Origin of the sequence: Bradyrhizobium sp. 482_C4_N1_8 (assembly GCF_052075965.1) — a bacterium.
GTDB lineage: Bacteria > Pseudomonadota > Alphaproteobacteria > Rhizobiales > Xanthobacteraceae > Bradyrhizobium > Bradyrhizobium barranii.
Map to the genome: position 1 here is coordinate 2,059,340 of NZ_CP197231.1, position 26,798 is coordinate 2,086,137.

28 protein-coding genes and 1 other RNA gene are annotated in these 26,798 nt (G+C 64.5%); 21 read left to right on the forward strand and 8 right to left on the reverse strand.

The genetic code is table 11. The features are described from left to right. Window positions 1-139: 139 nt before the first annotated feature. On the forward strand, window positions 140-889 hold the full coding sequence (locus AB7Z56_RS09680) for an outer membrane protein (protein ID WP_063981608.1): 750 nt from the start codon (window positions 140-142) through the stop codon (window positions 887-889). 477 nt (window positions 890-1,366) lie between these two features. Here AB7Z56_RS09680 and feoB read toward each other — a convergent pair whose 3' ends face one another. The 7 genes from feoB to ssrA all read right to left on the reverse strand — a co-directional run bounded on the left by feoB (window position 1,367) and on the right by ssrA (window position 6,913). Then, the gene (gene feoB, locus AB7Z56_RS09685; RefSeq protein ID WP_063981609.1) at window positions 1,367-3,238 is read right to left on the reverse strand and encodes a ferrous iron transporter B; all 1,872 of its coding nucleotides are present in this window, start codon (window positions 3,236-3,238) and stop codon (window positions 1,367-1,369) included. 23 nt (window positions 3,239-3,261) lie between these two features. Then, window positions 3,262-3,537, reverse strand: coding sequence for a FeoA family protein (locus AB7Z56_RS09690; protein ID WP_063981610.1), 276 nt, complete (start codon window positions 3,535-3,537; stop codon window positions 3,262-3,264). Between the two features lie 115 nt (window positions 3,538-3,652). After that, window positions 3,653-3,907, reverse strand: a complete 255-nt coding sequence (locus AB7Z56_RS09695; protein WP_014493044.1) for a ribbon-helix-helix domain-containing protein — start codon at window positions 3,905-3,907, stop codon at window positions 3,653-3,655. Beyond that, the gene (locus AB7Z56_RS09700; protein ID WP_063981611.1) at window positions 3,904-4,092 is read right to left on the reverse strand and encodes a DUF4169 family protein; all 189 of its coding nucleotides are present in this window, start codon (window positions 4,090-4,092) and stop codon (window positions 3,904-3,906) included. The genes AB7Z56_RS09695 and AB7Z56_RS09700 overlap by 4 nt, the downstream gene beginning before the upstream one ends. A gap of 278 nt (window positions 4,093-4,370) precedes the next feature. Next, on the reverse strand, window positions 4,371-5,819 hold the full coding sequence (fumC, locus tag AB7Z56_RS09705; RefSeq protein ID WP_028156440.1) for a class II fumarate hydratase: 1,449 nt from the start codon (window positions 5,817-5,819) through the stop codon (window positions 4,371-4,373). A gap of 89 nt (window positions 5,820-5,908) precedes the next feature. Then, window positions 5,909-6,427 carry an SspB family protein gene (locus tag AB7Z56_RS09710; RefSeq protein WP_063981612.1) on the reverse strand — a complete coding sequence of 173 codons (519 nt, stop codon included), beginning with the start codon at window positions 6,425-6,427 and terminating at the stop codon, window positions 5,909-5,911. 120 nt (window positions 6,428-6,547) lie between these two features. Further along, window positions 6,548-6,913: a transfer-messenger RNA gene (ssrA, locus tag AB7Z56_RS09715) on the reverse strand. Window positions 6,914-7,009: 96 nt separating this feature from the next. Between ssrA and AB7Z56_RS09720 the strand changes: the two genes are divergently transcribed. From AB7Z56_RS09720 to AB7Z56_RS09775, 12 genes are all read left to right on the forward strand, one after another. Further along, a complete protein-coding gene (locus tag AB7Z56_RS09720; protein ID WP_063981613.1) occupies window positions 7,010-7,615 on the forward strand; it encodes a chromate transporter in 606 nt (201 codons plus the stop codon). Continuing rightward, complete coding sequence (locus tag AB7Z56_RS09725) at window positions 7,612-8,142, forward strand: chromate transporter (RefSeq protein ID WP_063981614.1); 531 nt, start codon at window positions 7,612-7,614, stop codon at window positions 8,140-8,142. The genes AB7Z56_RS09720 and AB7Z56_RS09725 overlap by 4 nt, the downstream gene beginning before the upstream one ends. A 94-nt stretch (window positions 8,143-8,236) precedes the next feature. Further along, entirely contained in the window at window positions 8,237-8,998 is a 762-nt protein-coding gene (locus AB7Z56_RS09730) for a tripartite tricarboxylate transporter TctB family protein (RefSeq protein ID WP_063981615.1), read from the forward strand. 7 nt (window positions 8,999-9,005) lie between these two features. Beyond that, window positions 9,006-10,520 carry a tripartite tricarboxylate transporter permease gene (locus AB7Z56_RS09735; RefSeq protein WP_028147708.1) on the forward strand — a complete coding sequence of 505 codons (1,515 nt, stop codon included), beginning with the start codon at window positions 9,006-9,008 and terminating at the stop codon, window positions 10,518-10,520. Between the two features lie 135 nt (window positions 10,521-10,655). Beyond that, complete coding sequence (locus tag AB7Z56_RS09740; RefSeq protein WP_063981616.1) at window positions 10,656-11,636, forward strand: tripartite tricarboxylate transporter substrate binding protein BugD; 981 nt, start codon at window positions 10,656-10,658, stop codon at window positions 11,634-11,636. A gap of 170 nt (window positions 11,637-11,806) precedes the next feature. Beyond that, window positions 11,807-12,601, forward strand: a complete 795-nt coding sequence (locus tag AB7Z56_RS09745) for a thymidylate synthase (protein WP_063981617.1) — start codon at window positions 11,807-11,809, stop codon at window positions 12,599-12,601. 5 nt (window positions 12,602-12,606) lie between these two features. After that, complete coding sequence (locus AB7Z56_RS09750; RefSeq protein ID WP_063981618.1) at window positions 12,607-13,092, forward strand: GNAT family N-acetyltransferase; 486 nt, start codon at window positions 12,607-12,609, stop codon at window positions 13,090-13,092. Beyond that, entirely contained in the window at window positions 13,092-13,601 is a 510-nt protein-coding gene (locus tag AB7Z56_RS09755) for a dihydrofolate reductase (protein ID WP_084794997.1), read from the forward strand. Before AB7Z56_RS09750 ends, AB7Z56_RS09755 begins: the two co-directional genes overlap by 1 nt. A 154-nt stretch (window positions 13,602-13,755) precedes the next feature. Continuing rightward, complete coding sequence (gene hflK, locus AB7Z56_RS09760; RefSeq protein ID WP_063981619.1) at window positions 13,756-14,892, forward strand: FtsH protease activity modulator HflK; 1,137 nt, start codon at window positions 13,756-13,758, stop codon at window positions 14,890-14,892. Continuing rightward, window positions 14,889-15,785: a protease modulator HflC gene (gene hflC / locus AB7Z56_RS09765; protein WP_063981620.1), complete on the forward strand. Its 897-nt coding sequence runs from the start codon at window positions 14,889-14,891 to the stop codon at window positions 15,783-15,785. Before hflK ends, hflC begins: the two co-directional genes overlap by 4 nt. A gap of 71 nt (window positions 15,786-15,856) precedes the next feature. Then, window positions 15,857-16,063: a DUF2065 domain-containing protein gene (locus AB7Z56_RS09770; RefSeq protein WP_025038031.1), complete on the forward strand. Its 207-nt coding sequence runs from the start codon at window positions 15,857-15,859 to the stop codon at window positions 16,061-16,063. A 157-nt stretch (window positions 16,064-16,220) separates the two neighbouring features. Then, window positions 16,221-17,726, forward strand: a complete 1,506-nt coding sequence (locus AB7Z56_RS09775) for a Do family serine endopeptidase (protein ID WP_283017495.1) — start codon at window positions 16,221-16,223, stop codon at window positions 17,724-17,726. Window positions 17,727-17,872: 146 nt separating this feature from the next. Here AB7Z56_RS09775 and serB read toward each other — a convergent pair whose 3' ends face one another. Continuing rightward, a complete protein-coding gene (serB, locus tag AB7Z56_RS09780) occupies window positions 17,873-18,778 on the reverse strand; it encodes a phosphoserine phosphatase SerB (RefSeq protein ID WP_063981622.1) in 906 nt (301 codons plus the stop codon). 11 nt (window positions 18,779-18,789) lie between these two features. Here serB and miaA point away from each other — a divergent pair, with 11 nt between their 5' ends. The 8 genes from miaA (at window position 18,790) to ilvC (ending at window position 26,778) form a co-directional block, all read left to right on the forward strand. Then, a complete protein-coding gene (gene miaA, locus AB7Z56_RS09785) occupies window positions 18,790-19,746 on the forward strand; it encodes a tRNA (adenosine(37)-N6)-dimethylallyltransferase MiaA (RefSeq protein ID WP_283017494.1) in 957 nt (318 codons plus the stop codon). A 328-nt stretch (window positions 19,747-20,074) separates the two neighbouring features. Beyond that, on the forward strand, window positions 20,075-21,850 hold the full coding sequence (locus AB7Z56_RS09790; RefSeq protein ID WP_063981624.1) for an acetolactate synthase 3 large subunit: 1,776 nt from the start codon (window positions 20,075-20,077) through the stop codon (window positions 21,848-21,850). Window positions 21,851-21,854: 4 nt separating this feature from the next. After that, window positions 21,855-22,826, forward strand: a complete 972-nt coding sequence (locus AB7Z56_RS09795; RefSeq protein WP_283017493.1) for a threonine dehydratase — start codon at window positions 21,855-21,857, stop codon at window positions 22,824-22,826. 23 nt (window positions 22,827-22,849) lie between these two features. Then, window positions 22,850-23,392: an acetolactate synthase small subunit gene (gene ilvN, locus AB7Z56_RS09800; protein ID WP_014493064.1), complete on the forward strand. Its 543-nt coding sequence runs from the start codon at window positions 22,850-22,852 to the stop codon at window positions 23,390-23,392. 3 nt (window positions 23,393-23,395) lie between these two features. Next, on the forward strand, window positions 23,396-24,091 hold the full coding sequence (locus AB7Z56_RS09805; protein ID WP_071910524.1) for a class I SAM-dependent methyltransferase: 696 nt from the start codon (window positions 23,396-23,398) through the stop codon (window positions 24,089-24,091). Between the two features lie 49 nt (window positions 24,092-24,140). Beyond that, the gene (locus AB7Z56_RS09810; RefSeq protein ID WP_085399723.1) at window positions 24,141-25,016 is read left to right on the forward strand and encodes an EamA family transporter; all 876 of its coding nucleotides are present in this window, start codon (window positions 24,141-24,143) and stop codon (window positions 25,014-25,016) included. 7 nt (window positions 25,017-25,023) lie between these two features. After that, window positions 25,024-25,626, forward strand: a complete 603-nt coding sequence (locus AB7Z56_RS09815; protein ID WP_283017492.1) for a LysE family translocator — start codon at window positions 25,024-25,026, stop codon at window positions 25,624-25,626. Window positions 25,627-25,758: 132 nt separating this feature from the next. Next, a complete protein-coding gene (ilvC, locus tag AB7Z56_RS09820; RefSeq protein ID WP_283017491.1) occupies window positions 25,759-26,778 on the forward strand; it encodes a ketol-acid reductoisomerase in 1,020 nt (339 codons plus the stop codon). Window positions 26,779-26,798: the final 20 nt, after the last annotated feature.

The following is a 26,798-nucleotide window of genomic DNA, read 5'->3' on the forward strand; positions in this document are numbered from 1 at the left end:
GCGCTTGGGTGTTGCCATTTTGATACGAGCCCAAAATCCCCTCGCGCGTAAACTTCAGGATGTTCGCAAGCTTTATGCACGCCAGCCTGCATTAGGGCTCGCTTCTGACGAAAGAAATTTGAGCAAAGGGGACGAAACGATGAAGAAAAAGCTTTCGATCGCGGCGATCGGCTTCGCTGCGCTGAGCATGGCGGCTCCGGCCATGGCGGCCGATATGGCCGTCAAGGCGCCGCCGCCGGCACCGGTGGTGGCGGTTTACAACTGGACCGGATTTTACATCGGCGCCAACGGAGGCTGGGGGCAGAGCCACGGTTGCGTCGATTTGATAACGCCCGCAGGCAACGTCGCAAGTGGTTGCGCCGATCGCTCCGGAGGCCTCGTCGGTGGACAGATCGGGTATCGCTGGCAGACCAATCAGTTCGTGCTCGGCCTGGAAGCTCAGGGTGATTGGGCCGAGATCAAGAACACACGCGTCAGCGTGATCGATCCGTTTATCTCGACCACGGGCAAGACCGATGCGATCGGGCTGTTCACGGCTCAGCTCGGTTGGGCATGGAACGCCTCACTGCTCTACGTGAAGGGCGGCGCCGCCGTGACGCGCAATCGCTTTGACATCTTCAACAACGTCACAGGCGTCGGCCTCGCCTCGGCAGGTCACACGCGCTGGGGCGGTGCCCTGGGTGTTGGCTGGGAGTATGGCTTCAGCCCGAACTGGACGGTCGGTGTCGAATACGACCACCTCTGGATGGGGCGTGACAACACCTCCTTCGCAGGCGTGGTCACACCCGGTGGGTTCACCCTCACCGGCAGCGGTGTCACCCAGGATATCGACATGGTCACGGTTCGCGTGAACTATCGCTTCGGCGGTTACGGCGCGGCGCGCTATTGATCCAAAGTCCTCCCAGTGAACTCAGGCCCCGGCATCGACCGGGGCCTTTTTCATGGGGAGCGAAAGCAAACGCGCGGATGTCCGGCATCAATTCCTGCGGTTATGTTTGCCAGTAATGATGAGGCACCGGAGGAGGCCTTGCGTCGCCTCCATTTGATTTGTTGATTTTGGTTCGGACCGAACGCGTCCAGTCGTATGGTGGCGCAGTCGAGGTGGGAATCCCGGGAGGATGCCATCTGCTCCTGTTTTGCCCGACGGCGCAACCGGCACGCCGTAGTCCGTAGCCCGGATGGAGCGTAGCGCAATCCGGGAATCCTCGCATCAGATGCGCTTTCCCGGACTTCGCTGCGCTCCATCCGGGTTACGTCTGTTTCCTCGGATGCATCAACGACTTCACTGACGTCACCGATCACGAGCCCGACAATCCCCGTCTACTGTGCATGGGGTTGTTTTCGCAATTTTAGTTTGGAGAGGGCGCTACCCCGCGCCGAGCGCGACCGCGACGTTGTAGGTCAGAAGGCTCGCGGCATAAGCCAGCACCAGCATGTAGAAGAAGGTCACGGCCATCCAGGTCCAGCTGCCGGTCTCGCGCCGGATCACCGCGAGCGTGGATGCGCATTGCGGGGCGAAGATGTACCAGGCCAGCATCGACAGCGCGGTGGCGAGCGACCATTTCGTCGCCAGCACCTGGCCGATCTGCTCGGCCGCTTCCTTGCCGCCTTCGATCGCATAGACGGTGCCGAGGGCTGCGACCGCGACCTCGCGCGCCGCCATGCCCGGGATCAGCGCGACCGCGATCTGCCAGTTGAAGCCGACGGGGGCCAGCAGCGGCTCGAGCGCCTTGCCGATGATCGCGGCGAGGCTGAAGTCGATCGCGGGTTCGGTGGCGCCCGCGGGCGGCTGCGGGAACGAGGCCAGAAACCAGATCAGCACCATCATCGAGAAGATCGTGGTGCCGGCGCGATGCAGGAACATTTTCGCCCGCGTGTAGACGCCGATCGCGATCGATTTCAGCCGCGGCATCTTGTAGTCCGGCAGCTCCAGCATGAACGGCGCCGGCGCATAGTCGCGCAGCATGAAGAACTTGATCAGGAACGAGACGACCAGCGCGCTTGTGATGCCGGCGGCGTAGAGGCCGAACATCACGAGGCCCTGGAGGTTGATGAAGCCCCAGACGTCCCTGGCCGGAATGAAGGCAGAGATGATCAGCGTGTAGACGGGAATGCGCGCCGAGCAGGTCATCAGCGGCGCGATCAGGATCGTGGTCAGCCGGTCGCGCTTGTTGTCGATCACGCGCGTCGCCATGATGCCGGGAATGGCGCAGGCAAAGCTCGACAGCAGCGGAATGAAGGCGCGGCCGTGCAGGCCGGCGCCGCCCATGATGCGGTCCATCAGGAACGCGGCGCGCGCCATGTAGCCGAAGTCTTCCAGCAGCAGGATGAACAGGAAGATGATGATGATCTGCGGCAGGAACACGATGACGCTGCCGACGCCAGATATCACGCCGTTCTGAAGGAAGCTCTGCAGCAGGCCGGCGGGCAGGGTGGCGTGCACGAATTCGCCGAGCGCGTCGAAGCCGTTGTTGAGCAGGTCCATCAGCGGCTGTGCCCAGGCGAACACCGCCTGGAACATCACGAACAGGATGAGAGCGAGCACGATCAGGCCGCCGACCGGATGCAGCACGACCGCATCGATCCGCGCGGTCCAGGTGTCGGGTCTAGCAGGCAGGCTGACGCAGTCGGCGATGATGCGGTCGGCCTCGCGCTGGGTGGCGCGCAGCTCGGCGACGCTGAGCGCGCTCCAGCTGTTCTCCCGCGGCTCCGCGGCGAGTTTCGCCGAGATCTCGTCCGTCAGCGCCAACAGGTCGGCCGTGCCGCTCTTGCGCACCGCGATCGAGGTGACCACGGGCACGCCGAGCTCCTTGGCGAGCCGCTCCACGTCGACGGTGATGCCGCGGCGGCTCGCGATGTCGAACATGTTGAGCACGAGGATCATCGGCCGGCCGGTGCGCTTCAGCTCCAGCAGCAGGCGGATGGTCAGGCGCAGATTGGTCGAGTCGGCCACGCACAGCACGAGGTCGGGCACGGTTTCGCCGGACGCCTTGCCGAGCACGAAGTCACGAGTGATCTCCTCGTCCGGGCTGCGGCCGCGCAGCGAGTAGGTGCCGGGCAGGTCGACCACCGAGACCTGGCGTCCCAGGGGCGTGACGAAGAAGCCTTCCTTGCGCTCGACGGTGACGCCGGGATAGTTCGCGACCTTCTGTCGGCTGCCGGTCAGCGCGTTGAACAGCGACGTCTTGCCGCTGTTCGGCGTGCCCACCAGGGCGAGATGCAGCAGAGGAGCTTCCATGGGATCAGATTTCCGGTCGCTATCTAGGCGACAATGATGGCCATGGCTTCACGACGGCGGACCGCAATCGTGATGTTGTCGACACGGACGGCGATCGGGTCGCGCCCGACCAGGCCCTCGTGCAGGACCTCGACCCGGGCGCCCTCGACGAAGCCGAGCTCGATCAGCCGGCTCTCGAGCTCGATGTCCGAGAGCGCGGAGCCCGCATCCCCGGCGGAAAGGTGTTGGATGATGCCGATATAGCCGCGCTGGGCCAGGCCCAGCGGCATCCGCGAACGCGTGTCATTGGTGTCGGTCATGCCCTGTATTTTCAACGCAGGGCAGTGAGGTCAAGCGCGCGGGTCGGCTGAAACTGCACCTTAGAGTGATTTTAAAGTGCAGAACCGCGAGGCGCCGTTGGGGGACGCCCAACGGCTACTGGGCCGGGACCTTTTCCGGCTGGATGGCGGCCATGGCGCGGCTCTTGAAGTAGTCGAGGACGAACAGGCGGATCGCCGAGGACAGATTGCCCTGCTGGCGGTTGCCGTCGATCTCGCCGACCAGCTCGGACAGCGTCATGTTGCGCAGGCCCGAGATCTCCTTCATGCCGTTCCAGAACGCCTCTTCCAGGCTGACGCTGGTCTTGTGGCCGGCGACCACGATCGACCGTTTCACCACGGGCGACTTCATGACTGATCCTCGCGATCGATCTGATGCTGGTCCAGATGCGCCTTCGCCTGGTCCGCGCGTGTCTCCTCCGCCGACCGCTCCGCCTTCGTGCGGCCGAACTTCGCCCGGTTGACGTCCGCCTGCTTCGCCGTGGCTTCCCGCTCGGCGCGCTTCCTGAAACGATTCAGGTTGATGACGTTCCCCATGCCGCGTCTCCATCATCCGCTCCTCTTCTGGCAGGATGAAACATTCAGAAACTGGGTGCCGTGTTGCGCCCTATGAGACTTGATCGCCATTCGCTCGTCCTCGTCAATTGGCCCCTCGGGCCATCAAACGATGAATTAGCCCCGTCAAAGGGCAGAGAGGCCTGCGTAGCACGCCGCCTCGCCACAACATTGACGGTAATCAAATCCCGGCCCTTAGGCCTTATATTTATGAGCCCCAGGGCACCGTATCATTACGGATGACTATCGGAATTCGGAATTCATCCAGGCCGCGTCATTTTCTCCGGCTGCACCAGCCGGTCGAACTCGTCGGCCGAGACGAAGCCGAGCCGCAGCGCCTCCTCCTTCAGCGTGGTGCCGTTGGCATGCGCGGTCTTCGCCACCTTGGCGGCGTTGTCATAGCCGATCTTCGGGGCGAGCGCGGTCACCAGCATCAGCGAGCGCTGCATCAGCTCCCTGATGCGCTTTTCGTCGGCGCGGATGCCGCTGACGCAATGTTCAGTGAAGGAGCGCGCGGCGTCCGCCATCAGCCGGATCGAGTGCAGCATGTTGTAGGCGAGCACGGGCTTGTAGACGTTGAGCTCGAAATGGCCCTGGCTGCCGGCGACTGTGATCGCAGTGTGATTGCCGAACACCTGGCAGCACACCATCGTCATCGCCTCGCACTGCGTCGGGTTGACCTTGCCGGGCATGATCGAGGAGCCCGGCTCGTTCTCCGGCAGGATCAGCTCGCCGAGGCCCGAGCGCGGGCCCGATCCGAGCAGGCGGATGTCGTTGGCGATCTTGAACAGGCCTGTCGCGACGGAATTGATGGCGCCGTGCGCCAGCACATAGGCGTCGTTCGAGGCCAGCGCCTCGAATTTGTTGGCGGCGCTGGTGAAGGGCAGCTTCGTAATCCCAGTAACGTGCTTTGCGAACAGTCTTGCGAAGCGCGGCTTGGAGTTGAGGCCGGTGCCGACGGCGGTGCCGCCCTGGGCCAGCGGATAGAGGTCCTTCACCGCGACCTTGAGGCGGGCGATGCCGCTTTCGACCTGCGCGGCGTAGCCGGAAAATTCCTGGCCGAGCGTCAGCGGCGTGGCGTCCTGGGTGTGTGTCCGCCCGATCTTGACGATTTTTGCGAACTCCTTCTCCTTCTTGCGGAGCGCGCGCAGCAGCTCGCCGAGGGCAGGGACGAGATCGGCATTGATGCGGCTTGCGGCCGCGATGTGCATCGCGGTCGGGAACGAGTCGTTCGACGACTGGCTCATGTTGACGTGATCGTTGGGATGCACCGGCTTCTTGGCGCCGAGCTCGCCACCGAGCAGCTCATTGGCGCGGTTGGCGATGACCTCGTTGAGATTCATGTTGCTCTGCGTGCCCGAGCCGGTCTGCCACACGACAAGCGGGAAATGATCGTCCAGCTTGCCCTCGATCACCTCGCGCGCGGCGCGGATGATGGCGTTGGCCCGGCGCTGGTCGAGCAGGCCGAGCGCGAGGTTGGATTGTGCGGCGGCGAGCTTGACGATGCCGAGCGCATGCACGAGCTCGATCGGCATGCGGTCGATGCCGATGCGGAAATTCTGGCGCGAGCGTTCGGTCTGCGCCCCCCAATAGCGATCGGCGGGGACCTCGATGGGACCGAAACTGTCGGTCTCGGTGCGGCTGGCGGGGCGGGCAGTCTTCGAGCGAGCAGTCTTCGAGCGAGCAGTCTTGGCCATGAGCACATCCATTCTGCGGCACGGAATGCCGTGCAGCCTCTTCATGTGCTCTTCTATATCGGCAGTTTGGCCGGGCGCGACCGTTTCGCGCCCAACCTAGATCATTTCTTGCGGAAACGATCGAGCCGCACCACCTCGGCGCCGCCCTGGTTCGGGGCGGTCGGCTCCTCGGCACTTTCGGCCGGCTCACTGGCAGGCGCGGGCACTGCGACGGCCGACGGCGCGGGAGCGGCCGGCAATGTCTCGGATGAGACCTCGGCGACATCGGAGGTGTCGAACTGGAGGCCGAACTTCACGGACGGATCGAGGAAGCTCTTGATCGCGCTGAACGGCACGATCAGCCGCTCCGGAATGCCGCCGAAGGACAGGCCGACCTCGAAACGGTCCTCGAGCACGGTCAGATCCCAGAACTGGTGCTGGAGGATGATCGTCATCTCTTCCGGGTATTGCGCCAGGAGCCGCGACGACAGCTTCACGCCCTCGGCCTTCGACACGAAGGTGATGAAGAAATGGTGCTCGCCCGGCAGTCCATGGGACGCGGCATCGGTCAGCACCTTCCGCAGCACGCCGCGCAGCGCGTCGCGGGCCAGCACATCGTATCGGATATGATCGGTCGCCATGGTGGTCCTGTTGCATTCCAGGAGTTGGGCCCTGCCGGCCCGACTCGCCAAGCCGCAATAGTACCGCGCCTGACGGGTCAGCAGGAGTCCCCGCCGGGAAGGAAATAAAAATAAGAGGTAAGTGGAGGCTTCTGTTGCCAGGTGCCTCCGAACCCCGCCTAACGGAGCTTAACCCGTTAGGACTTTAAGATGGTCTTTCAAACTGCGTTACGCAGCCTGAGCAACCGGAGCAAAGTTGTCGTTGGCAACTATTGCAGTAGCCCGATAACGGCGGAACAATACCGGGAAAAAGCACGCCCTTTACGCCCTCGTCGATCCTATTTCGCCCCCGCCAAAACCCGCTCTGGGTGAGCCCGCTGGTGGGCTTTGGTGGAGGCGCCGGGTACCGCCCCCGGGTCCGAATGGTTTATTGCGACGACCGTTTATTTCCATAGCCGGCGAACCGGCACCCCCAATATAGGGGGCAAAGGTTTCAAATGACAGGTGTTTCGAGCGGCGATCCCACGGTTCCCTTTGGATAGGTTCCGGCCGGGCCTCGGTATGATCTTGGCCCTGGGACGGCCAGCGTTCTAAGCTCCTGACATGTCCACGGATTCAGCACCGGCCGCCCAAGAGCCGGACCATCCAGCCGCCCACGCTCCTCCGCCCGGCCTCGTCGCGCTGTTCCTGGCCTTCGCCCGGATGTCGCTGGCCGGCTTCGGCGGGGTCCTGGTGTTTGCCCGCCACGCCATCGTCGATCAGCACCGCTGGATGACGGCGGACGAGTTCAACGAGACCTTTGCGCTCTGCCATTTCCTGCCCGGGCCCAACATCGTCAACCTGTCGATGGTGTTCGGGTCGCGGCTGCGCGGCATCGCCGGCGGCGTTGCCGCCTTTACCGGGCTGTTGCTGCCGCCGACGGTGATCATGACCGTGCTTGCGATCATCTACGCCCGGTTCGGCGATGTGGAGGTGCTGCGCCGGATCCTCGCGGGCATCTCCTGCGCGGCGGTCGGGCTGCTGATCGCGGTGGTCTTTCGCATGATGATGCCCCTGCTCAAGCGGATGGACGTCGTCGTGCTCATTCTCATGCTCGGCGTGTTCGTTGCGATCGGCGTGCTTCGCCTGCCGCTCCAGGCGGTGCTGCTGGTCGCGATTCCAATCAGTATCGGCGTCACATATTGGGTGCGGCGGAAGGTAGCAGCATGAACAGCGAAAACCCGATCTGGGCGCTGATCTCCACCTTTGGTCTAATGTCGCTGTTCGCAGTCGGCGGCGCTGCGGCGGCGGTACCGGAGATGCACCGCATCGCGGTCGACGTGCATCACTGGATGACCGAGAAGCAGTTCGCCGACGCCTATGCGATCGCACAGCTCTCGCCAGGTCCGAACGTGCTTATCGTCACGTTAATCGGCTATGCCGTCGCCGGCATCCCCGGCGCGCTGGCGGCGACGCTGGCGATGTGCCTGCCAACGGCGCTGCTTGCCTATTATGTCAGCCGTCTGCTGAGCCGGCCCAGCCAATCCCGCTGGCCCGCCTTGATTCAGACTGCACTGGTTCCGCTATCGATTGGATTGATGGCAGCCAGCGCCCTGATCCTGGCCCAGTCGACCGATCGCACCTTTGCTGCGCTGCTTCTGACCGCGGCGGTTGCAGTGCTCGCGTCCGTCTCGCGCATCAATCCACTCTGGCTTCTGCTCGCCGGAGGCCTGATTGGTTTTGCTGGCATTGTGTAATGAAAATCGCTAGGCAGTGATCCGGGCGGGGGATCCTTTTCCAGCCGATTAGAACAACAGTGCTCGTGACTTAGGAGTCGCGGAGGAGACAAGCATGGCCGACACGATGGGCCACTCGGCGACTGCCACCCGAAACACCTCGGTGGCGATCGGCTTCTGCCTGCTGGCGATCGCGCCGCAGATTTTCGAATTCATCTGGTCGATCGGGACGATCTTCGGCTGGGGTGCCGGGCGCGGCCCACTGCAGGTCGTAACCGGCCATGCGACGGCGCTGCTCGCCGGCGCGCCCAGTGCAATATTCGGATCGTTCGGTGCCGGCACCAAGAAGGCATCATCCGATGTGCTGCTGGCCCTGATCTATTCCTATCCACTGTTTGCAGTGGCGATCCTCACGCTGTTCATGACGATCCGGTCGGCGCAGGATTATGTCGGCGGCGTCATCCTGATGGCGCTCGCCCTGTTCGCGCTGTGGGCGTCGAGCGATCTGCAGGGCATGCGCGGCTTCTCCTTCGGCGCCGGCACGGCACCGCGGATGTTCGGTGGATTGCTGGTGGCCTTGTCGGCCGGCATCGCCTTGACCGGCCTTCTGACCGATGGGCCGGCGATGGCCCATTATTCCTGGCGCGGGCCGCTGTTCGTGATGGTCGCGATCCTGTTTTTCGCGCTGGCGATCCGGCCGCTCGGCCTCGTGGTCACGGCCTTCGTGAGCTTCATGATTGCAGCGCTGGGCTCGCATGAGACGCGCTGGCTGGAGGCCGCCATCGTCGGCGCCTGCCTGACGCTCGGCTGCGCAATCCTGTTCCCGTACGTGCTCGGGTTGCCGATGCCGATGTTCCCGCGTTTCCTGGTTCAGTGAGGGTGTAATGGAGCTCTTTGCCAACCTCGCTCACGGTTTTGCCGTCGCGTTCTCTCCGATCAACCTGCTGATGTGCCTGATCGGCGCCCTCGTGGGCACGCTGGTCGGCGTGTTGCCGGGCATCGGCACCATCGCGACGGTCGCGATGCTGCTGCCGATCACTTTCGGCCTGCCGCCGGTCGGCGCGCTGATCATGCTCGCCGGCATCTATTACGGCGCCCAGTATGGCGGCTCGACCACGTCGATCCTGGTCAACATACCCGGTGAGGCGACCTCGGTCGTCACCGCCATCGACGGCCACCAGATGGCCAAGCAGGGCCGCGCCGGCCCGGCGCTGGCGATCGCCGCGATCGGCTCGTTCTTCGCCGGCTGCGTTGCGACCGTCTTGATCGCCGTCCTCGGCGCGCCGCTCACGAAGCTCGCGCTGGCGTTCGGTCCGGCCGAGTATTTCTCGCTGATGGTGCTCGGCCTGATCTTCGCGGTGGTGCTGGCCAAAGGCTCGGTGCTGAAGGCGATCGCGATGATCGTGTTCGGCCTGCTGCTCTCGATCGTCGGCTCGGACATCGAGACCGGCGCCTCGCGCATGGCCTTCAACATTCCGGAGCTCGCCGACGGCCTCGGCTTCGCGACGGTGGCGATGGGTGTATTCGGCTTCGCCGAGATCATCCGCAATCTCGACGCCGGCGCCGAGATGAATCGCGATCTCGTGCAGCAGAAGATCACCGGCCTGATGCCGACAAGGAAAGACCTGACCGACTCGGCGCCTGCGATCCTGCGCGGCACGGTGCTCGGCTCGATCCTCGGCATTCTGCCGGGCGGCGGCGCGGTCATCGCGTCGTTTGCCGCCTATACACTCGAGAAGAAGCTCGCCAAGAACCCGTCGCGGTTCGGCCGCGGCGCGATCGAGGGCGTGGCGGGGCCGGAAAGCGCCAACAACGCTGCGGCGCAGACATCGTTCATTCCGCTGCTGACGCTCGGCATCCCGCCGAACGCGGTGATGGCGTTGATGGTCGGCGCGATGACCATCCATGGCATCGTGCCGGGCCCGCAGGTCATGCAGAAGCAGCCGGATCTGGTCTGGGGCATGATCGCCTCGATGTGGATCGGCAATCTGATGCTGATCATCATCAACCTGCCGCTCGTCGGAATCTGGGTGCGGCTGCTGCGCGTGCCTTACCGGCTGATGTTCCCCTCGATCGTGATCTTCTGCGCGATCGGCATCTACTCGGTGAACAACGCACCGGTCGACGTCATCCTCGCGGGCGTCTTCGGTCTGGTCGGCTACTGGCTGATCAAGCACGATTTCGAGCCGGCGCCGCTGCTGCTCGGCATGGTGCTCGGACCGCTGATGGAAGAGAACCTGCGTCGTGCGCTGCTGATCTCGCGCGGCGACTGGAGCGTGTTCCTGACGCGTCCGTTGTCGGCGGTGCTGCTGGCGATCGCGGCGTTTCTGCTGATCCTCACGGTCCTGCCCGTGCTGCGCGCCAAGCGCGATGAGGTGTTCACCGAATCCGAGAACTGACCGCGCCTGCGTCGTCGCGGCGCCCTGCGTCCGCACGCCGCATTCGGAAGTCCAATCGACTTGTGTGACCGCTTCGTGAAATGAAAATGCCGGCCCTGTGGCCGGCATTTTTGTTTTACGTCCGAGGGGATCGAGATGACTTCCATTCGCGCGCTTGCGGGCGCATGTGCTGCGGCGTTCGCATCGTTGTGCGGCTTTGTCGCACCGGCGGAGGCGCAGACCTATCCGACGCGCAGCATCACCATGATCGTGCCGTTCGCGGCCGGCGGACCGACCGACGTGATTTCGCGCATCGTCACCGGGCACATGGCGCAGACGCTCGGACAGAGCATCATCATCGAGAACGTGGTCGGCGCCGGCGGCACCACCGCGACCACGCGCGCTGCGCGCGCGGCCAATGACGGCTATACGCTCATTACCGGGCATATGGGCACGCATGCCGCCTCCGTGCCGCTCTATCCGAAACTCGCCTACCACCCGGAAAAGGATTTTGAGCCGGTCGCGCTGCTCGCGGGCACGCCGATCCTGATCCTGGCGCGCAAGGACTTTCCGCCGAAAGACCTCAAGGAGTTCGTCGCCTACTTGAAAGCGAACGCCGAGAAGGTCAACGCCGCGCATGCCGGCGTCGGCTCGGTCTCGCACGTCTCCTGCGAGCTCCTGCACTCGATCCTCGACGTCAAGCCGGTCGGCGTGCCCTTCAACGGCACGGGCCCCGCGATGAATGCGCTGGTGGCCGGACAGGTCGATTACATGTGCGACCAGATCGTCAATGCGGTGCCGCAGATCAATGCCGGCACCATCAAGGCCTATGCGATCGCGACGGCCGAGCGCAATCCGTCGCTGCCGAACGTGCCGACGACGGCGGAGGCTGGCCTGCCTGCCTTCCAGGCCCAGGCCTGGAACGCGATGTTCGCGCCGAAGGGAACCTCGCCCGCGATCATCGCGAGCCTGAATGCCGCCGCCATCAAGGCGCTCGACGACGAGACGGTGAAGAAGCGCCTGCTCGAGCTCGGCAGCGTCATTCCGGGGCCCAAGGACCGGACGCCGGAGGCGCTGGCGACCCTCGTCAAGAACGAGATCGCGAAGTGGACCCCGGTGCTCAAGCCGGCAACTTAACGAGCACTTTCAAGCCGATAGGCGAGGGGCGGGACGCAAGTTCCGCCTCTTGTTGTTTGCACCGGGAACAGTCACTTTTCGGGGTATAATGGGCTTAAACAGCGAATCGCTGCTGTCGTAGCGCGGGGCGCGCCGTTAAGTTCGCCGCCTCCCCAAAGGCTCAATGGCACATGCACCAGTATCAGGACCTGCTCGAGCGGATTCTTTCAGACGGCGCCGAGAAGACCGACCGGACCGGCACCGGCACGCTGTCGGTGTTCGGCCATCAGATGCGCTTCAACCTGTCTGCCGGCTTCCCGATGCTGACCACCAAGCGGCTGCCGCTGAAGGCGATCGTGCATGAGCTGTTGTGGTTCCTGAAGGGCGACACCAACATCAAATATCTGCGCGACAACGGCGTCACCATCTGGGACGAGTGGGCCGATGCCAATGGCGATCTCGGGCCGGTCTACGGCCGTCAATGGCGTTCCTGGCCCACGGCCGACGGGCGCAGCATCGACCAGATCGCCAATGTCATCGACATGATCAAGCGCACCCCGGACTCGCGCCGGCTGATCGTCACCGCCTGGAATCCCGCCGACGTCGAGAAGATGGCGCTGCCGCCCTGCCACCTGCTGTTCCAGTTCTATGTCGCCAACGGCAAATTGTCGTGCCAGCTCTATCAGCGCTCGGCCGACGTCTTCCTCGGCGTGCCCTTCAACATCGCTTCCTACGCGCTGCTCACCATGATGGTGGCGCAGGTCACGGGATTGAAGCCCGGCGACTTCGTCCACTCGCTCGGCGACACCCATCTCTATTCCAATCACCTGGAGCAGGCGCGGCTCCAGCTCACGCGCGCGCCGCGGACGCTGCCGGTGATGCGGATCAATCCCGATGTGAAGGACATCTTCTCCTTCCGCTACGAGGATTTCGAGCTCGTCGGCTACGACCCGCATCCGCACATCAAGGCGGAAGTCGCGGTCTAACGCAGATGTCGTTGACCATCCGCCGCGTGCGCGCCGGTGAAGCCGGGCTGGTTCTTGCTCTCATCCGCGAGCTTGCCGAATACGAAAAGCTTTCGCACGAAGTCGAGGCGACCGAGGCGATGATTGCGGAAGCGCTGTTCGGCGAGCGTCCGCAGCTCTATTGCGCCATTGCCGAGTGGAACGGCGAGCCCGTCGGCTTTGCGGTCTGGTTCGTCAATTTCTCTACTTTCAGCGGCCGTCACGGCATCTATCTCGAAGATCTCTATGTGCGGCCGTCGCATCGGGGCAAGGGCCTCGGCAAGGCGCTGCTGGTCTATCTCGCCAGGGAGTGCGTCGACAACGGCTGGTCGCGGCTGCAATGGGCGGTGCTCGACTGGAACGCGCCGTCGATCGCGTTCTACAAATCGCTCGGCGCCGTCATGATGGACGACTGGACGCTGTGCCGCGTCACCGGCCCCGCGCTGACACGACTTGCAGGGAGCGCGTCCTGATGGAGATCATCTTCGTCGTAGCGATCGCGGAGAACGGCGTCATCGGCGCCGGCAACGGGTTCCCGTGGCGATTGAAATCCGACATGGCGCGCTTCAAGGCGCTCACGATCGGCAAGCCCGTGATCATGGGCCGCAGGACCTTCGAAACCCTGCGCCGGCCGCTTCCTGGCCGTACCAACATCGTCATCACGCGCGATGCGGATTATCGCGCCAATGGCGCCATCGTCACGACATCGGCTGCCGATGCGGGCGCGGTTGCGCTTGGCGATGCCCTGCGGCGTTCGGTCGCCGAGATCGCGGTGATCGGTGGCGCCGAGATCTACCGGCAATGGCTCGATCGCGCCGATCGCCTCGAAATCACCGAAGTGCATGCGCGCCCCGAAGGCGACACGCATTTCGACATCGACAAGGCAGAGTGGGATGAGGTTGAGCGCATCCGGCATCCTGCCGGACCCGACGACAGCGCCGACTACTCCTATGTGACATATCGTCGGCGGGCGGGCAATTAACCGCATTCGTCAATGTTTACATTGACTTTTTCGTGCCCGAGCATAGCTCGAGGGACAGCCCGGGCCGCGTTGTAAGGGACTTGCCTGTCCCCTATAAAGCCGGACCGGACAAAGCGGGCGGGGGCGATTTTCACCCTGCCGAGGAGAGCGTCGAATGCCGTGGAAGAATCAGGGCGGTGGCCCATGGGGCTCGGGTCCGAAGGGACCATGGGGCAACGGCCCGCAACCGGTCGGGCCAAGGCCGCCGGATCTGGAAGACCTTCTGCGGCGCGGCCAGGACCGCCTCCAGCAGATCATGCCGGGCGGCTATTTCTCCGGCATCGGCATCACGCTGATCGTCCTGCTCATCATCGCGTTCTGGCTGCTGTCGGGCTTCTTCCGGGTGCAATCCGAAGAGCTCGGCGTCGTGCTGCGCTTCGGCAAACATGTCCGCACCGTGCAGCCGGGTCTGAACTATCATCTGCCCTATCCGATCGAAACCGTGCTGCTGCCGAAGGCGTTGCGCGTCAACACGATCTCCATCGGCATGACGCTGATCGACGATCCGGCGCGACGCGGCCGCTCCATTCGTGACGTGCCGGAAGAGAGCCTGATGCTGACCGGCGACGAGAACATCGTCGACGTCGACTTCACCGTGCTCTGGCGCATCAAGCCGGACGGCGTCGGCGACTTCCTCTTCAACATCCAGAATCCCGAAGGCACCGTGAAGGCGGTCTCCGAGAGCGCGATGCGCGAGGTGATCGGCCGCTCGCAGATCCAGCCGATCCTGACCGGTGCGCGCAACGTCACTGAACAGGGCGTGCAGGAGTTGATCCAGAGGACTTTGGACAGCTACGGCGCCGGTATTCTCATCAGCCAGGTGCAGATGCAGAAGGTCGACCCGCCGGCGCAGGTGATCGACGCGTTCCGCGACGTCCAGGCGGCGCGCGCCAATCTCGAGCAGTTGCAGAACGAGGCGCAGACCTACGCCAACCAGGTCGTGCCGCAGGCACGCGGACGTGCGGCGCAGATCACGCAGGCCGCCGAAGGCTACAGGGAGCAGACGGTCGCCGAGGCCAAGGGCCAGAGCTCGCGCTTCCTGAAGGTTTACGAGGAATACAAGAAGGCGCCCGACGTGACGCGTGAACGGATCTATCTGGAGACGATGGAGCGCGTGCTCGGCGGCGCCGACAAGCTCGTCTATGACGGCGGCCCCTCGGGCCAGGGCGTCGTGCCCTATCTGCCGCTCAGTGAGTTGACAACCAAGCGGCCGCCTACCACCGGTCAGCAGTCGAGCGGAGGCAACCGATGAGGTCTCCGGTCACAGGTATCGTCACGCTGCTCGCCCTCCTGCTCGTCGTGATCGTCGGCTACATGTCGCTGTTCACGGTGCAACAGACCGAGCAGACCATCGTGCTGCAGTTCGGCCGTCCCGTCGACGTCGTCACCGCGCCCGGCCTGCACTTCAAGGCGCCGTGGAATTCGGTGATCAACATCGACAAGCGGATCCTCGATCTGGAGAACCCGTCGCAGGAAGCGATCGCGTCCGACCAGAAGCGGCTCGTGGTCGACGCCTTCGCGCGTTACCGCATCAAGGACGCGCTGCGCTTCTACCAGAGCGTCGGCTCGATCCAGGCTGCCAACATCCAGCTCACCACGCTGCTGAACGCGGCGCTGCGCCGCGTGCTCGGCGAGGTCACCTTCATCAACGTGGTGCGCGACGACCGCGAGAAGCTGATGCAGCGCATCCGCGACCAGCTCGATCGCGAGGCCGACGGCTACGGTATCCAGGTCGTCGACGTCCGGATCCGCCGCGCCGACCTGCCGGAGCAGAACAGCCAGGCGGTCTACCAGCGCATGAAGACCGAGCGCGAGCGCGAAGCCGCCGAGTTCCGTGCGCAGGGCGGCCAGAAGGCACAGGAGATCCGCTCCAAGGCCGACCGCGAGGCGACCGTGATCGAGGCGGAAGCCAAATCGCAGGCCGAGCAGATCCGCGGCGTCGGCGACGCCGAGCGCAACCGCCTGTTCGCGGAAGCCTACGGCAAGGACGCCGACTTCTTCGCCTTCTACCGGTCGATGACAGCCTATGAGAACGGGCTGCGCGCGAACGACACCCGCTTCCTGCTGCGGCCGGACTCGGATTTCTTCCGGTTCTTTGGTAACCCGTCCGGCAAGACGGCGACCGAGACGCCGGCGAAGCCGTGAGCCAGACAGAGGGCGGCAGTTCTGCCGCCCTTCGTCCAGACAAGAACAGCACTACGGGAGGTTCCATTCCGATGAGGTCCATTGCGTTCGCCGACTTCCTCATCGGCTTAGGCATCCTGTTCGTGCTGGAAGGCTTGATGTTCGCGGCAAGTCCGAACTGGATGCGCAAGGCCATGAAAAGCGCCATCGCCACGCCGGACAATATCCTGCGGGCGGTTGGGATCGGTTCGGCCGTGGCCGGCCTGGTCTTGATCTGGGTTATGCGCCGTCCGATTTAGGCGTCACGCCAACGCCAAAGTGAAGGCGAGAGACTGGTTTTCGCCGTATTATCCGGGTCTTGAGGCCCGTTAAGCTCCGCGCTTGCGCCGTCCCCCCGTTCGAGCGCAGTCTTGGAGGCGAATCCTTGGCGCCTGATCCTTTTCTCTGGAGATACCAATGACCGCTGCCACCATTGCCCCGACCCGCTTGCGCTTAGGGCTGGCCGCGCTCGCCGTCAGTGCATTCAGCGCGTTCGGCACGCCGGCCCTTGCGCGTGGCCCGGACGGGATCGCCGACGTCGCCGAGAAGGTGATCGACGCGGTCGTCAACATCTCGACCTCGCAGACCGTCGAAGCCAAGGGCGGCGGCGGCGGCAGCAACACCATGCCACAACTGCCGCCCGGCTCGCCCTTCGAGGAGTTCTTCGACGACTTCTTCAAGAACCGCCGCGGCCCCGGCGGCGGCAGCAAGGGCGGCGAGCGCGGTGACAACCCGCCCCGCAAGACCAACTCGCTCGGCTCCGGCTTCATCATCGACACCGCTGGCGTCGTCGTCACCAACAACCACGTCATCGCGGACGCCGACGAGATCAACGTCATCCTCAACGACGGCACCAAGATCAAGGCCGACCTGGTTGGCGTCGACAAGAAGACCGACCTCGCCGTGCTGAAGATCAAGCCGCCGAAGCCGCTGGTGGCAGTAAAGTTCGGCGACTCCGACAAGCTGCGCCTCGGCGACTGGGTGATTGCGATCGGCAATCCGTTCAGCCTCGGCGGCACGGTGACGGCCGGTATCGTCTCGGCCAAGAACCGCGACATCTCCTCGGGGCCGTATGACAGCTATATCCAGACCGACGCCTCCATCAACCGCGGCAATTCCGGCGGTCCGCTGTTCAACCTCGATGGCGACGTCATCGGCGTCAACACGCTGATCATCTCGCCCTCCGGCGGTTCGATCGGCATCGGCTTTGCGGTGCCATCGAAGACGGTTGTCGCCGTGGTCGACCAGCTCCGCCAGTTCGGCGAACTGCGCCGCGGCTGGCTCGGCGTGCGCATCCAGAGCGTCACCGACGAGATCGCCGAGAGCCTCAACATCAAGCCCGCGCGCGGCGCGCTGGTCGCCGGCGTCGATGACAAGGGCCCGGCCAAGCCCGCCGGCATCGAGCCCGGCGACGTCGTCGTCAAGTTCGACGGCAAGGACGTCAAGGATCCCAAGGATCTCTCCCGCGTCGTCGCCGACACGGCGGTCGGCAAGGAAGTCGATGTCGTCGTCATCCGCAAGGGCCAGGAGGAGACCAAGAAGGTCACGCTCGGCCGTCTCCAGGATCCCGACAAGGTGCAGGCCGCGGTCAAGACCGACGAGCCGGCGCCCGAGAAGCCGGTGACGCAGAAGGCGCTCGGTCTCGATCTTGCCGCGCTCAGCAAGGATTTGCGCACGCGCTACAAGATCAAGGACAGCGTCAAGGGCGTGGTCGTCACCAATGTCGACGCCAATTCGGACGCTGCCGAGAAGCGCCTCTCCGCCGGCGACGTCATCGTCGAGGTTGCGCAGGAGGCCGTCTCCAGCGGCGCCGACATCCAGAAGCGGGTCGACCAGCTCAAGAAGGACGGCAAGAAGTCCGTGCTGCTGCTCGTCTCCAACGCCGACGGCGAATTGCGGTTTGTGGCGCTGAGCGTGCAGTAGTCGCGGTTCAATCCAGTAGGGTGGGCAAAGCGAAGCGTGCCCACCATCTTTCCACCATTGCGACAAGAGTGGTGGGCACGGCGCAAGTGCGCCTTTGCCCACCCTACGGCCGCTGGGCGTGCCGCAAGTGCTGACGACGGGAGAGGCTAAGCCTCCACGAACTCGTCCCGCCGATACCCCTGAGCATAGAGCAGCGCGGTGAGATCGCCATGGTCGATCCGCGCGGCAGCCGCAGCCGCGACCGCTGGCTTGGCGTGATACGCCACGCCCAGTCCCGCCGCCTGGATCATCGCGAGATCGTTGGCGCCATCGCCGACCACGACCGAGTCGATGTCGTCGAGATCGAACGACTCCATCAGGTCCACCAGCGTCGCGAGTTTTGCCGCGCGGCCCAAAATCGGCTCCTTGACCTCGCCGGTGAACTTGCCGTCGCGGACGACGAGCTCGTTGGCGCGGTTCTCCTGGAAGCCGATTTTTGCGGCGACCGCGCGCGTGAACAGCGTGAAGCCGCCGGAGACGAGACAGGCATAGGCGCCGTGGGCGCGCATGGTCGCGACCAGTTCGCGGCCGCCCGGCGTCAACGTGATGCGCTTGGCCAGCACCTCGTCGACCACGCTGGCGGGAAGGTCCTTCAGCAGCGCGACGCGCTCGCGCAGCGCCGGCTCGAACTCGATCTCGCCGCGCATCGCGCGTTCCGTGATGGCCGCCACGTGGGCCTTCATCCCGACGAGATCGGCGAGCTCGTCGATGCATTCCTGGCCGATCATGGTGGAATCCATGTCGGCGAGAAAAAGCTTCTTGCGCCGGAAGCCGACTGGCTGCACCACGATGTCGATGGGAAGGTCGCCGCGAAGCTCGCGCAACCGCTGTTCGATGGCGTGACGGTCGCCTTGGAGGTTATCCTGCGCGCCGAAGGGAATGTCGACCGCAACCCCGTCGAACAGCCAGTGCGCAGGTTGCGCCTGGGGCAGCACGGCGCGGGCGCCGTCGACGATGGTGCTGTCGAGCGCGGGATTGTCGGGATTGCAGATCAGCGTGGCGACGAGGGACATTTGAGGTTTTCGTGAGCGAGGGACAAGTCAGCAGAAGACATGTTGGCAAGGCCGTGCTTATCGCAGGCCCGACCGCCAGCGGCAAGTCGGCGCTGGCGCTCGAGCTTGCCCTGAGTACGGGCGGAATCGTCATCAATGCCGATTCCATGCAGGTCTATCGTGACCTCCGCATCATCACCGCGCGCCCCACACATGGCGAGGAAGGACGCGCGCCGCACCGTCTCTACGGCCACGTCGATGCGGCCGTGAATTTCTCGGCCGGCGCATGGGTGGTCGACGCGACGAAGGCGCTGGAAGAGGCGAAAGCCGCAGGCCGCCTGCCGATCTTCATCGGCGGCACGGGCCTTTATTTCAAGGCGCTGACGGCGGGCCTCTCGGTGGTGCCGCCGATCCCCGCCGAAGTCCGCGACGACGTGCGCGCGCGGCTGGAGCGGAACGGCGTCGAGGCGCTGCATGAGGAACTTGCACGCCGTGATCCGCGCGCCGCCGAACGATTGAACCTGCGCGACCGCACCCGGATCGCGCGCGCGCTCGAAGTGGTCGAAGCGACGGGCCGTTCGCTGCTCGACTGGCACCATGAAGGCCAGCCGCCGCTGCTGCCCAAGGACAGTTTTCGCGCGGTGTTTCTCGCCCCCGAGCGCGACGAGCTCTATGCCCGCATCGATGCCCGTTTCGACGCCATGCTCGGTGCCGGCGCGTTGAGGGAGGTGGAGTGGCTCGCCGCCAGACATCTCGATCCGCTGCTGCCGGCGATGAAAGCCCATGGCGTGCCGGCCCTGATCCGGCATCTGCGCGGTGAGATCGGCCTGGACGATGCCGCCACGATCGGTCGTGCCGACACCCGCCACTACGCCAAGCGGCAATTCACCTGGTTCCGGCACCAACTGCCCGAGTTCGAATGGGTGAAGCCGGAGGAGGCGAGGGGGTGGCTTGCCGCCATCGTGAATGCGGCCCGAGACCCCGGCTGACGCGCTTTTGTACCCGGGTTCCCGAATTTACCTCTCGCCGAACCCTGGGAACACCGCTACATTGCCAAAATCGCGCGGGAACGGTCGCATTGCCTTGACATCCGGGCTTTGACCGTTATGTTTCGCGCAACCTTTGGGAAGCTGAGCGCCTGCAATGCGTAACATTATTACCAAACTCCTTATCGCCGTCGTACCCAGGCACACCGCCGGGGGTGGCTAGCTGCCATCCACAGACAGGCGGTGTGCATGGGCCCTCTTCGGGGCCTTTTTTATTTCCCGAACCCGACACGAACGAAGCCGCTGACAACAGCGCATCCGGAGCAAGACAATGAGCGACAAGAGCCACGATCCGAACCAGATGACCGGCGCCGCGATGATCGTTCGCGCGCTCATCGATCATGGCGTGACCGACATTTTCGGCTATCCCGGTGGCGCCGTGCTTCCGATCTATGACGAGATCTTCCAGCAGAGCGAGGTCCAGCACATCCTGGTCCGCCACGAGCAGGGTGCGGGCCACGCCGCCGAGGGCTATGCGCGCTCGACCGGCAAGCCGGGCGTTGCGCTGGTGACCTCCGGTCCCGGCGCCACCAACATGGTGACGCCGCTGACCGACGCGCTGATGGACTCGATCCCGCTGGTCTGCATCTCCGGCCAGGTGCCGACGCATCTGATCGGCAACGACGCGTTCCAGGAGTGCGACACGGTCGGCATCACGCGGCCCTGCACCAAGCACAATTGGCTGGTGCGCGACGTCAACGATCTCGCCAAGGTGCTGCACGAGGCCTTCTATGTCGCGACCTCCGGCCGTCCCGGCCCGGTGCTCGTCGACGTGCCCAAGGACGTGCAGTTCGCGACCGGCACCTATCATCCGCCGCGCAAGTCGGACGTGCACCGCTCCTACGCGCCGCGCGTGAAGGGCGACGCGACGCAGATCCGCAAGGCCGTGTCGCTGCTCGCCAACGCCAAGCGCCCTGTGATCTACAGCGGTGGCGGCGTGATCAATTCCGGCCCCGAGGCGACCAAGCTCCTGCGCGAACTGGTCGAGGTCACCGGCTTCCCGATCACCTCCACGCTGATGGGCCTGGGTGCCTATCCGGCGTCGGGCAAGAACTGGCTCGGCATGCTCGGCATGCACGGCACCTATGAAGCCAACATGACCATGCATGATTGCGACGTCATGCTGTGCGTCGGCGCGCGCTTCGACGACCGCATCACCGGCCGCGTCGACGCGTTCTCGCCCGGCTCGAAGAAGATCCACATCGACATCGATCCGTCCTCGATCAACAAGAACATCCGTGTCGACGTGCCGATCATCGGCGACTGCGGCAACATCCTCGGCGATATCCTCCAGGTGTTCAAGGCGGAAGCGAAGAAGCCCGACATCAAGGCCTGGTGGCAGCAGATCGCGCAGTGGCGCGCCCGCAACTCGCTCTATTACAAGAAGAGCAACGACGTGATCCTGCCGCAACACGCGATCCAGAGCCTGTTCGAGGCGACACGCGGCAAGGACACTTACATCACGACGGAAGTCGGCCAGCACCAGATGTGGGCGGCGCAGTTCTTCGGCTTCGAGGAGCCGCATCGCTGGATGACGTCGGGCGGTCTCGGCACCATGGGCTACGGCCTGCCGGCCGCGGTCGGGGTGCAGGTTGCCCATCCGGACAGCCTCGTCATCGACATCGCGGGCGACGCCTCGGTGCAGATGACGATGCAGGAGATGTCGACGGCGGTGCAGTACGAATTGCCAATCAAGATCTTCATCCTGAACAACCAGTACATGGGCATGGTGCGGCAATGGCAGCAGCTGCTGCACGGCAACCGGCTATCGCATTCCTATTCGGAGGCGTTGCCGGATTTCGTCAAGCTCGCGGAAGCCTATGGCGGCGTCGGCATCCAGGTGCACAAGCCCTCCGATCTCGATGGCGCCATCCAGGAGATGATCTCGGTCAAGCGTCCTGTGCTGTTCGACTGCCGCGTCGCGGCGCTCGAAAACTGCTTCCCGATGATCCCCTCCGGCAAGGCGCACAACGAGATGCTGTTGCCCGAGCAGGCGAACGACGAGGCCACGGCAAAGGCGTTCGCCGGCGGCAAGGCGCTGGTGTGACGTCATGTTCGACCTGACGGAGCTCGAGCGCGCACATGCGATCGTGGGACAGGCGGTGCCGGCGACGCCGGCACGCGGGTGGCCGCTGCTCGCCGAGCGCCTCGGGACGCAGGTCATCGTCAAGCACGAGAACCACACGCCGATCGGCGCCTTCAAGGTGCGCGGCGGTCTCGTCTATCTCGAACGACTGAAGCGCGAGCGGCCGAACACACCCGGCATCATCTCGGCGACGCGCGGCAATCACGGCCAGAGCCTGGCCTTTGCCGCGAGCCGCCACGGCGTGCCGGCCGTGATCTACGTGCCGCGCGGCAACTCGGTCGAGAAGAACCGGGCGATGAGGGCGTTTGGCGCCGAGCTCGTCGAGCATGGCGAGGACTTTCAGGCGGCCGCCGAAGAGGCGCAGCGGCGCGCCCAATTTACCGGCCTGCACATGGTGCCGTCGTTTCATCCGGATCTCGTGCTCGGCGTCGCCACCTATGCGCTCGAACTGTTCCGGACGGCGCCGGATCTCGATGTTCTCTATGTGCCGATCGGGCAGGGCTCTGGAATCTCCGGCTGCATCATGGCGCGCGATCTCCTGGGCCTGAAGACCGAGATCGTCGGGGTGCAATCGACCGAAGCGCCGTCCTACGCGCTGTCGTTTGCGGCCGGCAAGGTCGTGACGACGAAGACCAGCAACACGCTGGCCGACGGCATGGCAACGCGCATTCCCGACGCAGACGCGTTCGCGCTGATCCGCAAGGGTGCCGCGCGCATCGTGCAGGTTTCCGACGACGAGGTCGCCGCCGCGATCCGCGCCTACTGGACCGACACGCACAATCTCGCGGAAGGCGCCGGTGCCGCCGCGCTCGCCGCGGCGCTTCAAGAGAAAGCTAAACTGTCAGGCAAGCGCGTCGGTCTCGTGCTGTCCGGCGGCAATATCGATTTCGATCTGTTCCGCAGTTGGGTCGGGACAGAGGCGCCAGCGATGGCGTGACGGAGAGACAAGAGGGGACGACCATGAACCAGCCGGCATCCGCCTATTTCATCGAGGACCGCCACGATCCCAACGAGACGCATACGCTCTCGGTGCTCGTGCAGAACGAGCCGGGCGTGCTCGCGCGCGTTATCGGGCTGTTCTCCGGGCGCGGCTACAACATCGAAAGTCTCACCGTCTCGGAGACCGAGAGCCAGAAGCACCTGTCGCGCATCACCATCGTCACCACGGGCACGCCGATGGTGATCGAGCAGATCAAGCACCAGCTCGACCGCATGATCCCGGTCTATCGTGTCGTCGACATGACCCTGACCAAGCGCTCGATCGAGCGCGAGCTTGCGATGGTGAAGGTGCGCGGGCAGGGCGAGCATCGCGTCGAGGCACTGCGGCTGGCGGATGCGTTCCGCGCCCGCGTGATCGACGCCACCACCGAGAGCTTTGTGTTCGAGATCACAGGCAATACGGACAAGATCAACCAGTTTATCGACCTGATGCGCCCGCTCGGCCTTGTCGAGGTGTCGCGCACCGGCGTTGCCGCGATTGGCCGCGGGCCTGAGGGGATGTGAGCCATGCTGGCGCGCGACTGGTACTATAACGAGCGCAACCGGATGGGGATCGAGCCCGCCGTGGCTTCGATCTACGACGCCCATGACGATGCCGATCTGCGGGCGCGCGCCGCGCTGAAAATGCTCGGGGTGCAGCGCGGCTGGCGCATCGCGGATATCGGCTGTGGCAACGGCGTGCTCGCGACCGAAGCGGCGCTGATGGGTGCCGAGGTGGACGCCATCGATATCTCGCCGGCGATGCTGGCGCTCGCCGAGATCTACGCCCGCGACCGTAAGGCGCCCGTGCGCACACAGTCCGCCGGCTTGCTCAGCTTCGCCTACCGCCCGGAATCCTACGATCTGATCGTCAGCGAGTTCACGCTGCACCATCTGCCGGATTTCTGGAAGGCGGTGGCGATGTCGCGGATCTACCGTGCATTGAAGCCGGGCGCGAGCTTCTATCTGCGCGACATCGTCTACGCCTCGATGCCCGACGCCATCGAGCGCGACGTCGAGCAATGGGCCGACTTCCATATCAAGAACCACGATTTTTCGCGCGAAAGCGTCGTCACGCACATGCGCGACGAATATTCCACCTTCGGCTGGGTGATGGAACGGATGCTGATCGATGTCGGCTTCACGCTGGTCTCGGTCGACTACCACGCGCCCATGCACGGCACTTATCTGCTGCGGAAACCGAAAGCCGGCGAGCAAGGCTAGAACAGAACAACAAACAGGGCTGCACGACAAAGCAGAACCGAGAACAACAATGAAGCCGGCCGATATCCTCATCGCCATTCTGGTGGCGGTCATCTGGGGGCTTGCCTTCGTGGCGAGCCGGATCGCGCTCGACGAACTTTCGCCGGAGCTGATGACGGCGATGCGCTTCACCATTGCCGCGGTGCCATGCCTGTTCATTCCCAAGCCGAAGATCGCCTGGTCGCTGCTGATCGCGATCAGCTTCACGCTGTTCCTCGGCCAGTTCCTGAGCCAGGCCTATGGCATCGCGCACGGTGTGCCGGTGGGGCTCACCAGCGTCGTCGTACAGAGCCAGGCGCTGTTCACCATCGGCTTTGCCGCGATCGCATTCGGCGAGCGGCCGACGCCGGTGCAGACCCTTGGCATCGTCGTCGCCGCAGTCGGCCTGCTCTTGATCTGCGGTACCGTCGGTTACGATTTCAGCGTTGGTGCCTTCGCGGTGCTGATGATCGCCCCGATTTGCTTTGCCGTCGGCAATCTCCTGCTGCGCGGCGCCCGTGGCGCGCCGATGTTCGACCTGTTCGCCTGGCTCTGCCTGACCGCCGCCGTGCCGCTGTTCGCGCTGGCGCTGGTCGTCAACGGGCCGGCGCCGACCTTCCAGTCGCTGATCCATATGTCGCCGACTGGCCTCGTCTGCCTGCTGGCGATCGGCGCCATCTCGACCAGCATCGCCTATTGGCTGTGGGGCCGGCTGCTGCGTGACTATCCCGCAGCGCAAGTGGTGCCGTTCGCGCTGCTGGTGCCGTTCGTCGGCTCGGCTGCTTCCAGCATCGTGTTTGGCGAGAAGTTCGGCCCGTTGCGGCTGGCCGGGATGCTGACGGTCATCGGCGGCATCGCGGTGATGGTGCTGGCGAGACGCCCGCAGCCGCTGCCGAAGACCGCGTGAGGTGAGCATGTCCCAGTCGCTGCTCTATGCCTTCATCATCTTCGCCCTCGTGATGTTCTTCACGCCGGGGCCGAACAACATCATGCTGCTGTCGTCGGGACTGACTTACGGCTTCCGCCGCACCATCCCGCATATCGCCGGCATCACGATCGGCTTCGCCTTCATGGTCGGCGCCGTTGGCCTGGGGCTCGGCACGGTGTTTCTGGCCTATCCGATCCTCCAGACCATCCTGAAATATGCCGGCGCCGCCTACTTGATCTACCTCGCCGCGGTGATCGCCTTCTCGGGGCCGGCCAAGCCGGGCGAGGAGGACGGCCGTGGCCCGATGACCTTCTGGGGCGCGGCGATGTTCCAGTGGATCAACGCCAAGGGCTGGGTCATCGTGATCGGCACCATCACCGCCTATGCGGCGATTGCCCAGTTCCCGATCAACATCGCGATCCAGACCGTGATCAGCCTGCTCGTCGGCACGGTCTCGACGGTGGTCTGGGCCCTGTTCGGCACTGCACTACGACCGGTACTGACCTCCGCGCGGCTGGTCCGCGCCTTCAATATCGTGATGGCGCTCCTGCTGCTCGCCTCCCTCTACCCCGTTTTCATGGATGCATGATGTCGCGGATTTCCATGCAGAAACGGGTTTCCCTAGGGGCTGAAAATGCTCTAGACAGCCCCCGAAATCCGCAAATTTCACCCTTCGGACACTGACTATCGGCCGATTCTGGCCCTGAACGAGGAAACGACTATGCGTGTTTATTACGATCGCGACGCCGACCTGAACCTGATCAAGGGCAAGAAGGTCGCCATCGTCGGCTATGGCAGCCAGGGCCACGCCCATGCGCTCAACCTCAAGGACTCCGGCGTCAAGGACGTCGCCATTGCGCTGCGCAAGGACTCGGGCTCGGTCAAGAAGGCGGAAGCCGCCGGCTTTAAGGTGATGGAAGTCGCCGACGCCGCCAAATGGGCCGACCTCGTCATGATGCTGACCCCGGACGAGCTCCAGGGCGACATTTATCGTGAGCACCTGCACGACAACATGAAGAAGGGCGCCGCCCTCGTGTTCGCGCACGGCCTCAACGTCCACTTCAACCTGCTCGACCCGCGCGCCGACCTCGACGTGCTCATGATCGCGCCGAAGGGCCCCGGCCATACGGTGCGTTCGGAATATCAGCGCGGCGGCGGCGTGCCCTGCCTGATCGCGATCGCCAAGGACGTCTCGGGCAACGCCCATGACCTCGGCCTCTCCTACGCCTCCGCCGTCGGCGGCGGTCGTGCCGGCATCATCGAGACCACCTTCAAGGAAGAGTGCGAGACCGACCTGTTCGGCGAGCAGGTCGTGCTCTGCGGCGGCCTGGTCGAGCTGATCAAGGCCGGCTACGAGACCCTGGTCGAAGCCGGTTACGCCCCGGAGATGGCCTATTTCGAGTGCCTGCACGAAGTGAAGCTGATCGTCGACCTGATCTATGAAGGCGGCATCGCCAACATGAACTACTCGATCTCCAACACCGCGGAGTACGGCGAGTACGTCACCGGTCCGCGCATCGTCACCGCGGAGACCAAGGCCGAGATGAAGCGCGTTCTCGCCGACATCCAGGGCGGCAAGTTCGCCCGCGACTGGATGCTCGAGAACAAGGTCAACCAGACCTCGTTCAAGGCGACCCGCGCCAAGCTCGCCCAGCACCCGATCGAGGAAGTCGGCGCGAAACTCCGCGACATGATGCCCTGGATCAAGAAGGGCGCGCTGGTCGACAAGAGCAAGAACTGACGGGTGCGCCGTCATTCCGG

Coding starts and splice junctions, on each gene's coding strand:
- AB7Z56_RS09790 (WP_063981624.1), top strand. CDS start 20,075: ATGAGCGACAAGAGCCACGATCCGAACCAGATGACCGGCGCCGCGATG.
- AB7Z56_RS09730 (WP_063981615.1), top strand. CDS start 8,237: ATGGCCGACACGATGGGCCACTCGGCGACTGCCACCCGAAACACCTCG.
- AB7Z56_RS09725 (WP_063981614.1), top strand. CDS start 7,612: ATGAACAGCGAAAACCCGATCTGGGCGCTGATCTCCACCTTTGGTCTA.
- hflC (WP_063981620.1), top strand. CDS start 14,889: ATGAGGTCTCCGGTCACAGGTATCGTCACGCTGCTCGCCCTCCTGCTC.
- feoB (WP_063981609.1), bottom strand. CDS start 3,238: ATGGAAGCTCCTCTGCTGCATCTCGCCCTGGTGGGCACGCCGAACAGC.
- AB7Z56_RS09740 (WP_063981616.1), top strand. CDS start 10,656: ATGACTTCCATTCGCGCGCTTGCGGGCGCATGTGCTGCGGCGTTCGCA.
- AB7Z56_RS09735 (WP_028147708.1), top strand. CDS start 9,006: ATGGAGCTCTTTGCCAACCTCGCTCACGGTTTTGCCGTCGCGTTCTCT.
- serB (WP_063981622.1), bottom strand. CDS start 18,778: ATGTCCCTCGTCGCCACGCTGATCTGCAATCCCGACAATCCCGCGCTC.
- AB7Z56_RS09750 (WP_063981618.1), top strand. CDS start 12,607: ATGTCGTTGACCATCCGCCGCGTGCGCGCCGGTGAAGCCGGGCTGGTT.
- ilvC (WP_283017491.1), top strand. CDS start 25,759: ATGCGTGTTTATTACGATCGCGACGCCGACCTGAACCTGATCAAGGGC.
- AB7Z56_RS09770 (WP_025038031.1), top strand. CDS start 15,857: ATGAGGTCCATTGCGTTCGCCGACTTCCTCATCGGCTTAGGCATCCTG.
- AB7Z56_RS09720 (WP_063981613.1), top strand. CDS start 7,010: ATGTCCACGGATTCAGCACCGGCCGCCCAAGAGCCGGACCATCCAGCC.
- AB7Z56_RS09815 (WP_283017492.1), top strand. CDS start 25,024: ATGTCCCAGTCGCTGCTCTATGCCTTCATCATCTTCGCCCTCGTGATG.
- fumC (WP_028156440.1), bottom strand. CDS start 5,819: ATGGATGTGCTCATGGCCAAGACTGCTCGCTCGAAGACTGCTCGCTCG.
- AB7Z56_RS09805 (WP_071910524.1), top strand. CDS start 23,396: ATGCTGGCGCGCGACTGGTACTATAACGAGCGCAACCGGATGGGGATC.
- AB7Z56_RS09795 (WP_283017493.1), top strand. CDS start 21,855: ATGTTCGACCTGACGGAGCTCGAGCGCGCACATGCGATCGTGGGACAG.
- hflK (WP_063981619.1), top strand. CDS start 13,756: ATGCCGTGGAAGAATCAGGGCGGTGGCCCATGGGGCTCGGGTCCGAAG.
- AB7Z56_RS09680 (WP_063981608.1), top strand. CDS start 140: ATGAAGAAAAAGCTTTCGATCGCGGCGATCGGCTTCGCTGCGCTGAGC.
- AB7Z56_RS09690 (WP_063981610.1), bottom strand. CDS start 3,537: ATGACCGACACCAATGACACGCGTTCGCGGATGCCGCTGGGCCTGGCC.
- AB7Z56_RS09775 (WP_283017495.1), top strand. CDS start 16,221: ATGACCGCTGCCACCATTGCCCCGACCCGCTTGCGCTTAGGGCTGGCC.
- ilvN (WP_014493064.1), top strand. CDS start 22,850: ATGAACCAGCCGGCATCCGCCTATTTCATCGAGGACCGCCACGATCCC.
- AB7Z56_RS09710 (WP_063981612.1), bottom strand. CDS start 6,427: ATGGCGACCGATCATATCCGATACGATGTGCTGGCCCGCGACGCGCTG.
- AB7Z56_RS09810 (WP_085399723.1), top strand. CDS start 24,141: ATGAAGCCGGCCGATATCCTCATCGCCATTCTGGTGGCGGTCATCTGG.
- AB7Z56_RS09755 (WP_084794997.1), top strand. CDS start 13,092: ATGGAGATCATCTTCGTCGTAGCGATCGCGGAGAACGGCGTCATCGGC.
- AB7Z56_RS09745 (WP_063981617.1), top strand. CDS start 11,807: ATGCACCAGTATCAGGACCTGCTCGAGCGGATTCTTTCAGACGGCGCC.
- AB7Z56_RS09700 (WP_063981611.1), bottom strand. CDS start 4,092: ATGGGGAACGTCATCAACCTGAATCGTTTCAGGAAGCGCGCCGAGCGG.
- AB7Z56_RS09695 (WP_014493044.1), bottom strand. CDS start 3,907: ATGAAGTCGCCCGTGGTGAAACGGTCGATCGTGGTCGCCGGCCACAAG.